8 protein-coding genes are annotated in these 12,880 nt (G+C 36.4%); all 8 read left to right on the top strand.

Features of this window, described 5'->3' with window-relative positions; genetic code table 11:
* The first annotated feature begins 39 nt into the window (after positions 1 to 39).
* Positions 40 to 1,980 carry a KUP/HAK/KT family potassium transporter gene (locus ABWO41_RS02235; RefSeq protein WP_353132767.1) on the top strand — a complete coding sequence of 647 codons (1,941 nt, stop codon included), beginning with the start codon at positions 40 to 42 and terminating at the stop codon, positions 1,978 to 1,980.
* 234 nt (positions 1,981 to 2,214) lie between these two features.
* The gene (locus tag ABWO41_RS02230) at positions 2,215 to 3,165 is read left to right on the top strand and encodes a sulfite exporter TauE/SafE family protein (protein WP_353132764.1); all 951 of its coding nucleotides are present in this window, start codon (positions 2,215 to 2,217) and stop codon (positions 3,163 to 3,165) included.
* Between the two features lie 167 nt (positions 3,166 to 3,332).
* A complete protein-coding gene (locus tag ABWO41_RS02225) occupies positions 3,333 to 6,419 on the top strand; it encodes a SusC/RagA family TonB-linked outer membrane protein (RefSeq protein WP_353132761.1) in 3,087 nt (1,028 codons plus the stop codon).
* 15 nt (positions 6,420 to 6,434) lie between these two features.
* Positions 6,435 to 7,814, top strand: coding sequence for a RagB/SusD family nutrient uptake outer membrane protein (locus ABWO41_RS02220; protein ID WP_353132758.1), 1,380 nt, complete (start codon positions 6,435 to 6,437; stop codon positions 7,812 to 7,814).
* A gap of 20 nt (positions 7,815 to 7,834) precedes the next feature.
* A complete protein-coding gene (locus ABWO41_RS02215; RefSeq protein ID WP_353132755.1) occupies positions 7,835 to 9,163 on the top strand; it encodes a DoxX family protein in 1,329 nt (442 codons plus the stop codon).
* Positions 9,164 to 9,195: 32 nt separating this feature from the next.
* Positions 9,196 to 10,689: a hypothetical protein gene (locus ABWO41_RS02210; RefSeq protein ID WP_353132752.1), complete on the top strand. Its 1,494-nt coding sequence runs from the start codon at positions 9,196 to 9,198 to the stop codon at positions 10,687 to 10,689.
* A gap of 2 nt (positions 10,690 to 10,691) precedes the next feature.
* Complete coding sequence (locus tag ABWO41_RS02205) at positions 10,692 to 12,173, top strand: hypothetical protein (protein ID WP_353132749.1); 1,482 nt, start codon at positions 10,692 to 10,694, stop codon at positions 12,171 to 12,173.
* A 7-nt stretch (positions 12,174 to 12,180) separates the two neighbouring features.
* A partial coding sequence (locus tag ABWO41_RS02200) for a phytoene desaturase family protein (protein WP_353132746.1) occupies positions 12,181 to 12,880 on the top strand: 700 nt, incomplete at its 3' end.

Below are 12,880 nucleotides of genomic sequence, written 5' to 3'. Positions count from 1 at the left end.
GTAAAGTTAATTTACATTTGCATCTTTTAAAGATTAATTGTGTCTAAACATCAAGATTTAAACAGGTTAACCGCCGCCGGAGTACTCATTAGCTTAGGTATAGTATATGGAGATATTGGTACTTCTCCTCTTTATACATTTAAGGCAATTATCGGAGAAAGACTAATTTCCGAAGGCCTTATTTTAGGTGGTGTAAGTTGCGTTTTCTGGACGTTAACTTTGCAAACGACTATCAAATATTTGTTAATAACATTAAGGGCTGACAATAAAGGTGAAGGTGGGATTTTTTCGTTGTATTCTTTAGTTAGAAGAAAAGCAAAATGGTTGGTTATACCGGCCATTATTGGTGGATGCGCCCTTCTGGCTGATGGAATTATTGCACCGCCTATTACTATATCAGCAGCTGTAGAAGGGCTTGAAATTTATTACCCGGATCTACAGACGCTACCTATAGTCCTTATGCTTATTACGCTTCTTTTTATTATTCAGCAGTTCGGAACCTCCACTGTAGGAAAGGCATTTGGACCTATTATGTTTGCGTGGTTCACTATGATGGGAGCGATAGGTCTTCTTCAGGTGGTACAGAATCCATCTATAATTAAAGCCCTAAATCCTTATTATGCTTACCATTTGCTAACAAACAATCCGTCTGTATTGACTCTTTTGGCGGCAGTATTTCTTTGTACTACCGGGGCAGAAGCTTTATATTCAGATTTGGGACATTGCGGACGACGAAATATCCGAATCAGTTGGATTTATGTTAAAATTTGTCTCGTACTTAATTATTTAGGTCAGGGAGTTTATCTGACAGGTTTAGAAAATACGCTGTTGGATGGTAGGAATCCGTTCTTTAGAATGATGCCGGAATCTTTTTTGGTGATTGGTATATCTCTTGCCACAGTAGCTGCGATTATTGCCAGTCAGGCTGTTATTTCGGGTTCATATACGATGATTTCCGAAGCAGTAAGATTAAATCTGTGGCCAAAAGTCAAAATAAATTATCCTACTAACCAAAAAGGTCAATTATATGTTCCAAGCATAAATTGGTTATTGTGGGTAGGCTGTATTCTGGTTGTTTTATATTTTAAAAGATCAGAGAATATGGAGGCAGCCTATGGTTTATCTATCACCCTTGCTATGATGATGACCACAATTCTCATTTGTGTTTATATGGCGAAGAAAAAAATTCCAATATATCTTATTGTCATATTTGCAGTTATTTATGGACTGTTAGAAGGCGTATTCTTTTTAGGTAATCTAACCAAATTTCTTCATGGCGGTTGGTTTACTATCATGATAGGCCTAATTATGTTTTCCATAATGTGGACCTGGTATACGTCAAGAAAGATAAAGAACAGGTATTTACGTTTCGACGATATTAAAAAATATTATGATGTCATCAGAGATCTTAGTGATGACGAAACAGTACCGAAATATGCTTCACAATTGGTTTATCTAACCAGTGCTAACTTCACTAACGAGATAGAAATAAAGGTAATCTATTCTATCTTACAAAAGAAGCCGAAAAGAGCTGATGTATACTGGTTAGTCCATGTCGATGTTGTAGACGAGCCACATACAACGGAATATAAGATAACACATTTAATAAAGGGTAAATTAATTCGAATAGATTTCAAACTGGGTTTCAGGGTAAATCAAAGAATTAGTTTATTGTTCAGAAAAGTGGTAGAAGATCTTGTTGAGACGGGTGAAGTTAATATAAAAAGCAGACATCCTTCACTACAAAAATATGATATTACAGGAGACTTTAAATTTGTGGTATTGGAGAAAATTCTTTCCAGAGCAAATAATTTATCCTTTCTGGACCGTATTATTATGGACTATTATTTCTATCTCAAAAAAATCAGCTTATCGGAAGAGAAAGGTTTTGGTTTAGATCTAAGTTTTGTTACTCTTGAAAAAGTACCGCTCGTAGTAGAAGAAAACATAGACGGCGAAGAACTTACGAGAATAGACTAAAATAAAAAATCGTTTTGACGGTGCTTGTTTAACAGACCTTCGTTTTCTAAAGAAACTTACAATTAAAACACCAAAGAAACACATATTGTTATGTGCGTTTCTTTGGTGTTTTTATAATAAACTACTAATTCGATAGATTTTATTTGCAATTCTAAAATCATCTTCTTATTATTGTCGAGTGATTTAGTAGATTATGTTCTGCGAATTAATCTGCAGAAGTTTAAAAGAGAAAAAATGCTTATAGAAGATCAAGAACAAGTAATTGCCTCAGAGATTGAGAATGAAAAAAATCAGTACGAACAATCAAAAAAGAAGTGGAAGAAAGTAGCAACCTGGTGCTTGGTAATATTAGCTGTACTTTTTTTAGGGTTATATGCCTATCATAATTTTACTTATCCGGAAGTGGAATCTTACTTCAAGAACCAGTTTAACGAGCAATTCTTGTTTATGCTTGCTGTTGGTTTTTTTGCTCAGATGGTAGATGGAGCATTGGGAATGGGATATGGTGTAATCTCTACAACGATGTTATTATCAGGTGGCTTTAGTCCGGCTGTTATATCGGGTAGTATCCATACAGCAGAAATGTTTTCCAGCGGGGCTTCAGGGTTTAGTCATTACAAATTCGGAAATGTAAATAAAAAACTGTTTAAGACGCTTCTGATCCCAGGCGTTATTGGAGCTATTTTGGGAGCACTTTTGTTAGGTTATGTAGACGAAGCTTATGCAGGTTACATACGTCCGGTCATTTCGGTATATACCTTTATTTTAGGTGTAAGAATATTATCGCAAGCATTTAAAAAGAAAAATACAAAACCTAAAAAGGTTAAAAGAGCAGGTTGGTTAGCTGGTGCAGGTGGTTTCCTTGATTCTTTTGGAGGAGGCGGATGGGGACCGCTTGTTACCAGTACGCTAATATCTAAGGGGAGAAGTCCAAAATATGTAATAGGTTCTGTAAGCTTAACAGAATTCTTTGTTACTATGTCCAGTGCACTTACTTTTTTTGTGATTTTAGGTACAAGTCATCTGGAATCTATAATAGGATTGATATTAGGTGGACTGTTAGCTGCTCCCCTGGCGGCAAAATTAGTAGGCAAATTACCTTTGAAAAAGATGCTTATAGGTGTGGGTGTAATTGTGCTGCTTTCTAGCTTAAGAACAATTTTAAAATCTGTAGGTGTATTTTAAATCAAATGAAAAAAGGAGGAAACTAACATGCGTTGCTGAAATATATACGATAAATAACAAAAAAGGGAAACACATATAGCATTTCCCTCAAATCTTTTAATTAACCAAACAGGAAATCAATTGGCGTTGCTCCTGTTTAATTACTAAAAATTAAGAAATATAAAAGTATGCAAAATTTTGCAAAAGCAAAATGGTATTCTTCCATTTTGACTTTTAGAAAGCAATTTAAACTTTTGCTTTTTATCATTTTACTGCTCCGGACAGTAAATTCATTCGCACAAGTAAAAACCCAACCCTTAATTAATGCCACTCTTAGTGGTAAAGTAATTGATGCACAAACAAAAGAACCATTACCCGGAGCGCTTGTACAGTTAGAAGGTGTAACTCATAGTGTACAGACAGATTTCGAGGGTAAATTCAACTTTGTTACAGGGCAGAAATTACCAGTTACCATTATTGTAAGCTATTTAGGTTATGAAAAGCTGAGCATAGTTGCTACAAGTACTCCAATTACAGTTGAACTAAAAGAAAACAGAAGACAGTTGAACGATGTGGTTGTGGTAGGTTATGCCACTCAACAGCGACGAGATTTAATTGGTTCAGTAAATAAAATAGACCCGGGAGAGACAAAGACTATAGCCGAAGCAAGTTTTGATTCACAATTGCAGGGAAAAGCCGCTGGTGTACAAATTAATAACAATACAGGTGTTCCTGGCTCAGATGTTTTTATAAGAGTACGAGGAGCAACATCAATTAACGCAACAAATGACCCTTTATATGTCATAGATGGTGTATTTGTTAACAATGCCAGTTTACAAAATATAGCACAAGACAGGCAAACTTCTCCGCTTGCTGATATTAATCCGTCAGATATAGAGAGTATAGAAATATTAAAGGATGCTACCGCAATAGGAATCTATGGGTCAAGAGGAGCAAATGGTGTGGTTATCGTAACTACAAAAAGAGGGAATTACGGGCAAAAATCTAAAATTGATTTTAATGCATCAGAAGGTTTTGGCTGGGCTCCTTCAGACAGGGTATGGAAAACTACTACAGGGCCTGAGCATGCGATGTTAATTAATGAATACCGTAGAAATATTAATGGTGTAGAGCCTTTCAGACCAAAAGATGTTATTATTAGTGGAGTTCCGGGAAGAGGCTTACCAGAAGAACAACCAACTTATGACAGAATGGCCTATCTGAACAGAACAGCTGCATTAAAGAATTATGACCTGTCTATACGTGGAGGTTCGGATAAAACCAGATACTACATTGGTGCAGGTTTTACAGACCAGGAATCTATATGGAAACCTATGGCTTTTGAGCGGGTAAGCTTTAAAGTAAATCTGGATCAAAAACTTAATGAAAAAATATCCATTGGAACAAGCAATACTTTAACAAAAAGCTATAGAGACCAGGCAAGGCCGGCAAATGGCGGAAATGGAACTTTATTGCAGGCATCATTAAATATACCTACCTATCTCCCTATTTTTGACGATCAGGGGAATCCGTTAAAGTGGGTTAACTTTGATAATATAGATGTACTCACCAATACAGTAAATCTATGGTCTAACAGTTATCATTACGTAGGAAATGTATATTTTGACTATAATATCACACCTAAGCTGAAATTCAGATCGACGTTCGGGGTGGATTACAACAATTACGAAGAAAACGAATATTGGGATACCCGAACCATATTAGGTGCCAGTGGAGGAAGGGGTACTCAAAGTATAACCCAATCTTCAACTGCAGTAAATGAACAGACCCTGGCTTATAATGATAAAATTGGAGATCATTCGTTTGGAGTATTGATAGGAAATACCTTGCAGGGGGCAGAAATAAAAAACGTTTCGGCAACCGGAACCAATTTCCCAAATAATTCATACACCCAGATTTCTTCAGCGGCAGTACAAACCGCATCTCAATATAAAACCAATAATACATTAGCCTCTTTTTTCTCAAGAGCAAACTATAATTACAGAAATAAATACTATGCTGAGTTTATTGTAAGAGCGGATGGTTCTTCAAAATTCGGAGAAAATAACCGATGGGGGTATTTCCCATCCATAGGTGGGGCATGGAGAGTAAATGAAGAGAATTTTCTGAAAGATGTATCTTATTTAAGCAACCTTAAATTAAGAGTAAGTTATGGTATAACAGGAAACCAGGGAGGAATAGACGATTTTGCTTCACGAGGTCTGTGGACAGGTGGATATAACTATGCTGATGCTGTTGGTGGTGCCGAACTGCCAGGAACCGCTCCTTTACAATTGGCAAATCCAGATTTAAAATGGGAAAGTACAGCTCAGTTAAGTACAGGTATAGATATTGGATTGCTTAATGACAAAGTAAATATTGAATTCAACTATTACAGAAAATATACTACAGATGCATTGCTGGAAGTTGCAGTTCCTGCATCTACAGGTTTTTCATCTTATATCACCAATTACGGTGAAATAAGCAATAACGGATTTGAGTTTGCCATTAATTCTACCAATTTAAGAACACGTGGATTTACCTGGAAAACGGATTTTAATATTGCGCAAAATAAAAATAAAATAGAGAAAATACCCGCAGATATACCTTTTGCTGGCCGTGATCTGATTCGTTTACAGGAAGGAAAAGAACTTTATTCTTATTGGTTATATAAGCAAACAGGTGTAGACCGCCAAACCGGTGATTTGATAATTGATGATTATAATAACGATGGTAAAATTACAGCGGATGACAGACAGATATTGGGGAGTACGTGGCCAAAATTGTTTGGTGGATTAAGTAATAACTTTACCTATAAATCATTCGATTTAGGAATATTCTTCACTTATTCTTATGGAAACCATATATGGAACCATAACAGGATGCTTGGCGAAACGGGGGGGACTTTAGATGCGAATCGTGTTTTATTAGCGAGTCAATTAGATAGATGGACAACACCAGGGCAGACTACAAATACACCAAGATTAACTACCGAAAACTATTCCAGACAAGAGGTTAGCCGGTTTTTCGAGGATGCTTCCTATATCAGATTACGTTCGTTGACTTTTGGATATACTTTGCCTAAATCTTTAACTTCTAAAGCAAAGATTGACAGGCTAAGAGTCTATGTAACAGGTAATAATTTATTGCTGTTTACTAAATATACAGGATCTGATCCTGAATCAAATTTAGGTACCAATAATATTCAAGGTTACGATTATGGAACTCCGCCACAACCGAGAACCCTGCAGTTTGGTTTAAATGTCTCACTCTAAATTACAGAAATAGATATGAAAAAAATTAAATATATAATGTATGTGATAATAGCTGTTTCATTATCATCATGCGAAAAATTCCTTACCGTAGATCCGGTTAATGCAGTATCAGATTTAACACCTATATACGATAAAGGATCAAGTGAAACAGCGTTAAGAGGAGTATACAGGCAATTGGGTGCTGCTGGTTATTATGGAGAAACATATGTGACATTGGGGTACTTTCCTAGTGGAGATATTACCAATTTGACAACTGGAGGTGGTGCAAATCTTGTTAATGTAAATTACAGAACAGATGAAGTACTATTTAATACTGCGTGGACAGCAATATATGATGTAATAAACAGGGCAAACCATGTTATTGCAAAAGTTCCCGCAGTTCAGGATCCTTTATTAACACAGGCATTAAAAGATAAATATGTTGGCGAAGCCAAATTCATAAGGGCATTGGCTTATTTTGATTTAGCCAGAGCGTGGGGTGGAGTGCAATTGTTTCTCGAGCCTACAACATCTATAGAAGACAGGCCACAGATAAAAAGATCATCATTAGATGATACCTATAATCAGGTTTTAAATGATCTAATAGATGCAGAGAATTTATTCCCCGATGAAGTAATCCGAATAAGAGCACCAAAAAGAACTGTTTGGGCACTGAGGGCAAGATTGCATCTGTATAGAGGACAATGGGAACAGGCAGAAGAATATGCGACTAAATTGATAGAAAAAACAGCTGATTATACGCTGTTAAGACCTTATAGCGCCTGGTTTGCAAATAATGTTGTGGGGACCCGAGAATCAATCTTTGAGTTAGAGTTTAGTGCTTTAAACCCAAGTGCGATAAGATCGCAAATGCAACATCCGACAAACGGAGGTACCTACAGATATGCTCCTAATGACAGATTCGTTCAATTGTTAAACGATCCAAATATTGGGGGCGGAAGAAGTGCCTTGATAAAAAGTGTTACACAAAGCGGTACTACAATATGGTTTGGAAATCTTTATTACAGATTGCCGGCAACAGATCCAGCGTATATTTTCAGAATAGCAGAAATGTATCTGATAAGGGCAGAAGCAAGAGCCCAACGGGACAATTTATCTGTGTTAGATGGAGCATTGGCAGACTTAAATGAGGTAAGGGACAGAGCAGGTTTGTTGCCTTCTGCCGCAGTGACCAAACCAGATGTTTTGTTGGCAATAGAAGAAGAAAGACGCTACGAATTTGCTTTTGAGGCGCATCGTTGGTTTGATTTGGCCCGGACAGGAAGAGCAAAGGCAGTTTTGGAAGCATTAGATCCAAATACCGTTGTATCAGACCATGAATATGTTTTTCCTATTCCTGTTGCGCAATTACAGTTAGATCCTAATCTGGAAAAGGATCAGAATAAAGGCTATTAAAACATTTTATTTAACAAGATATGAGTTTATTCAATGTTTCTTCCGGCTATACTTCTACATGGAAGAATTCCGAAAAATTGGTTATAAAATTTCTTTTTATCTACTTTATAATACTTTCAGTTCCATTGGACTGGAAGTATTATATATCACTTTTTTCAATAGATTGGACAGGTCTTAATTTTTATGATCTATTCACTCTATCCAAATATGTTCCGGTATTCTTTGGTTTAGATGGATATGCCAGTTTGATTATACCTGTTTTCTTAGCTGCTATCGGAGCAATAATATGGCAAAGAAGCAAAGAACCAGATTATGATAGTTTATATTACTGGTTACGTGTAATAGTGAGATACAGATTGGCAATAGGGATAATAGCTTACGGCTTTATCAAACTTTTTCCATTACAAATGCCCTATCCATCTTTAAGTAACCTTCATACCAATTACGGAGATTTTTATGCATGGAAAATATACTTCCATACTGTGGGAATTGCACAATGGTACGAGTCTTTTTTAGGATTTGTTGAGATTTTGGCCGGAGTGCTTCTATTATTCAGACGAACAGTAACTTTTGGTTCAGGTATTATTATTGGTTTTACAGGGAACGTATTTGCTGCAAATCTGGCTTATGATGCCGGTGAACAGGTTTATAGTTTATACCTGGTTATTCTGGCAGCTTTCTTATTTGCATATGATGCCCCACGGCTATATAGCTTGCTTATCCGCGAGCGTTATACTATAGCTAATAAATTTCAACCAACCTTTAATTCAAAAAACATAAAAAATATACGGATTGCATTAAAGGCTTTTATTGCTGTTTTTTTATTGGTTTTGGGTGCAACAACCTATGCTAATTACACAAAAGAACCCTACAAACTACCTAAAACCACAGGCTTAAGCGGAAGTTATGGTTATTATAACGTACGTGAATTCAAATTAAATAATCAGCTTATTCCTTATTCAAGAACAGATTCTAACAGATGGCAAAATGTGGTATTTGAAAAATGGGCTACCATAAGTATCAAGATAGCAAAACCGATTACACTGGACAGATCAACTGCAGAGGGATACTATAGTAACGATATTGACAGAAATTATGAATCTGCAGGAGTAGGTGGCAGGCGTTATTTCTCTTATGATGCAGATACTGTTAAAAAGAAACTTTATCTGGTAAACAAGAATAAAAACCACTCCGAAGAAAAGTTTGAGCTTAATTATCAATTCCTTAACGATTCTACTATTGTATTAAGCGGCGTTAACGAGAAGAAAGATTCTGTTCATGCTGTTCTGGACAAAGTCAACAGGAAATATATGTTGTACGAAGGACGCAGAAAACCGGTAAGATTATAATATTCAATTGCAGATATGTTTTTACTTAAATTATGGATACTTCAACAGACATCGAAAACAATAAAAATATTGAAGGGAATTCATCCTCAGAAACATCAGGAAAGCTGACTAACAAAAAATGGACAGCTTATGAAAAATATTTTTTTAGAGTATTTTTTATATTCTTTTTCCTGATAATTATACCAACAGATATCTCTTATTACAAAAGTTGGTTTACAACAGATTGGTCAAACCTGCATATAAGAGATATCGGCAGATTAAGCGGTACCTCTTTTAATCCAATAAAAGTAGGTTCCATTCATAATGGCGCAGCAGATAAAGGCTCGTTAGCAGATTCGCCCGCTTCATTTCTAAGTATCAGATCAGAAAACGCCCCTTTTGGGTTGGCAAGCTACGCTAATTTATTCCTTGCATTGGGTATTGGTATAGTTGGAGCTTTTATATGGGGATTCTTTGATAAGAAACGAGATGATTATACCGTTCTCTATTATTTTCTCCTTACCGCTGTTAGCTATGCGTTATTAATCAAGTTACAGGGACTCACTTTCTCAAAAGTATTTCCTACACAAATGCCAGAGTTGGCACTAACACAGCTTAATACACCATTTGGCGATTTTACCGCTCAGAAACTATATTGGGTACAGTTCAGTTTTGTCCATGCGTACGAAGTTTTTGCAGGACTGGCAGAATTGGCAATCATGTTATTCTTACTATTCAGACCGACAAGAGCAATCGGAGCGGCTTTGTCCGTTGCCATGATTGGTAATATAACACTTGCCAACCATGCTTATGATGGTGGAATACACCTTGCAGCGGCTTTTTTTACTTATGGAGCAGCATTTGTGTTAGTCCCGTACCTGAAAAATATTTGGAGGCTCCTTGTAAAGGAAAAAGATACAAACCCGGCAATTTATCATTATCCGTTTAAGAAAAAGGGAGAAAAATATTTTAGAATTGCATTTAAAAGCTTCGTTTTCTTGTTTTTTTTCGTGTTGAGTGCTTACTTGCATTGGGATAATTATAAGCATGATTCATATAAAGTACCGTCTAATCCAGGTTTGGCCAATGCCAGAGGTCTGTATGACGTAACAGAGTTTAAATTGAATGGCGAGAGCTTACCTTATTCCCCGCTTGACTCTGTAAGATGGCAGGATGTAACTTTAGAAAAGTGGTCGACATTATCCTACACAGTTAACCAAACATTCGTAATACATGGCGAGGCAGGAAGGGGGAAACAATTTAAAGATATAGACAGAACTTACGAGTCTGCCGGAACAGGCGGGGGGAGACGTCATTATTACTATGAAATTGACTCTGTAGCACAGACCCTGAGTTTTAAAAGCAAGAATAAGGTTTATAAAGATGAAGATTTTACACTTCATTATGAAAGACCTTCATCAGAACGGATAATTCTTAGTGGAATAAATCAGTATAAAGACTCCATATATGTGGTTTTAGACAGAAAAGATAAAGAATATCCGCTTTATAGCAAAAGAACAGATAATGAAATAACCGTATTACCCTAGTTATGGAAGAAAGACAGCATGTTAGTGAAGAAGGCCATTATGTACCAACATATGAATGGGCACCAGTCAATTTATTTGTATTCAGGGTATCTTTTGTGTTTTTCTCACTGTTTTCAATACCATTAGATTGGGGCTTTTATAAATTTCTGTTTCTGATAGATTATCCTAATTTAACTTATCGGGAATTAACAGAAATTGTAGCTTTTTATAATCCCCAATTTCTAAATCATTTTTCAGAAAGCGGGTTTTTCGGTATACACAGCTATGGAAATATTCCTTTTATACTATTAATTGCTGTTATGGTGGCTTTAATATGGGGGAAATTTGATAAAAGGAAAGAATATAACAATTTATATTATTGGGTAAGGGTTCTGGCAAGATACCGGGTAGCATATGCAGGAATAGCATGGGGATATAAGAAATTGTTTATCATGCAAATGCCGGTACAGGCTATTGGTTTATGGAATACAGAATTTATAGATTTCTTTGCTAAAAGGTTGTACTGGGAGGCTATCAGCGTAGCGCCTGTATATGAAGTTTTTCTTGGGTTTGCAGAATTTATAGGTGGTTTTTTGTTGCTATTCAGACGAACTACCGGGGTTGGAGCAGCAATTACACTGGTAGTTTTTGGTAATATTGCTATTTCAAACCATGCTTACGATATTGGAGAGCAGGTACCCAGCGCTTGTATGGCAATGCTTTCTTTTTTTATTTTATGGTATGATTTACCCGGCATCTGGAATCTTATCGTAAATCAAAAAAATACATTAATAAAACATTACTATCCTGTATTTAAAATAACGTGGCAGTGCTATTTACGGTGGACAATTAAATATTCAGCTAACTTTGTTTTTGTATTGCTGTTTTTCATATTGGAAGTTTATGCATATACACATAACGATTTTTATAAAATACCAAATACTCCCGGTCTGAAAGATGCTGCGGGCTATTACAATGTAACCGAATTCAGGTTAAATAATAGAATTATTCCTTATTCTCCCCAGGATTCTATAAGATGGCATGATGTTACTTTTGAAGATTGGTCTTCCATAAGTTTTAAACTGGAAAACCGAACGCAGAATATAGGAATGTTTGCCGCTAAAAGTTATCCGAGAAGATGGGAGGTTTATGATAATAAATGGCATTTCAATTGGAAGGGAGATATCCGAAGATATCCTGAAGAGAAGCATGTATATAATCCCGAAACAAGAGACATAAATATCAATTGGGAATTGGCGGGAATAGGAGGAAGGTTTTGGTATTATTATAAAGCAGATACAGTAAACAATATACTTTATCTGCAGAATAAGAATAAATCAGACAGAGATCAGAAACAGGTTTTACACTATCAAAGACCAAATAAAGACCGTATAATTTTAAAAGGAATTAACGAATTTAAAGACTCTATATACGTAGTTCTTGATAGAGATAACAAGAAATATCCGTTAACGGCAGGAAGAAATAGTCACGTAAAGGAATTTTAATATGTCAATGAAAGCATACGAGGCAATAGTAGTAGGTTCGGGGCCAAATGGTTTAGCTGCGGCAATCACGTTACAGCAGGCCGGGGTTTCTGTATTGTTGCTGGAAGGTAAAGATGTTATAGGGGGAGGAATGCGGACAAAGGAACTTACCCTACCAGGTTTCAAGCATGATGTTTGTTCGGCGATTCATCCCATGATCATGGGCTCCCCCTTCTTTTCCTCTTTAGATTTGTCTAAATGCGGGCTGGAATTTATTCATGCTCCATTAGCTGCTGCTCATCCGTTTGATGACGGACCAGCAGCATTTTTATCGACTTCTATAGAAGAAACGGCAAATGCACTAGGGACAGACAGAACAGTTTATGAAGATCTGATAAGACCTTTATATGAAAATCTGGATGATTTGCTGAAAGATGTACTGGGACCATTAAGTTTTCCTTCTCATCCTTTTCTTTTAGCCAGATTTGGATTTAATGCGATCAGATCGGCTGATTCGGTAGCTAAAAAGTTCAAAACTAAAGAAGCGAAGGGTTTGTGGGGCGGTATGTCAGCACATTCCATACAGCCGCTTAGTAACTGGGCATCTGCAGCAATTGGTTTGGTACTTTCTGCTGTAGGGCATAAATATGGCTGGCCAATTCCTAAAGGAGGTTCTCAATCTATTGCCGACGCTTTAGCTGCTTATTTTGTAGCTTTAGGAGGCGAAA

This window comes from Pseudopedobacter sp. (genome assembly GCF_040392825.1).
Classification (GTDB): domain Bacteria; phylum Bacteroidota; class Bacteroidia; order Sphingobacteriales; family Sphingobacteriaceae; genus Pseudopedobacter.
The sequence above is the reverse complement of the archived record's forward strand: the minus strand, read 5'-3'. Positions and strand labels throughout refer to the sequence as shown.

Excerpts from the sequence above, each read along its gene's own strand:
- ABWO41_RS02220 (WP_353132758.1), top strand. The coding sequence starts at position 6,435 with ATGAAAAAAATTAAATATATAATGTATGTGATAATAGCTGTTTCATTA.
- ABWO41_RS02205 (WP_353132749.1), top strand. The coding sequence starts at position 10,692 with ATGGAAGAAAGACAGCATGTTAGTGAAGAAGGCCATTATGTACCAACA.
- ABWO41_RS02210 (WP_353132752.1), top strand. The coding sequence starts at position 9,196 with ATGGATACTTCAACAGACATCGAAAACAATAAAAATATTGAAGGGAAT.
- ABWO41_RS02230 (WP_353132764.1), top strand. The coding sequence starts at position 2,215 with ATGCTTATAGAAGATCAAGAACAAGTAATTGCCTCAGAGATTGAGAAT.
- ABWO41_RS02225 (WP_353132761.1), top strand. The coding sequence starts at position 3,333 with ATGCAAAATTTTGCAAAAGCAAAATGGTATTCTTCCATTTTGACTTTT.
- ABWO41_RS02215 (WP_353132755.1), top strand. The coding sequence starts at position 7,835 with ATGAGTTTATTCAATGTTTCTTCCGGCTATACTTCTACATGGAAGAAT.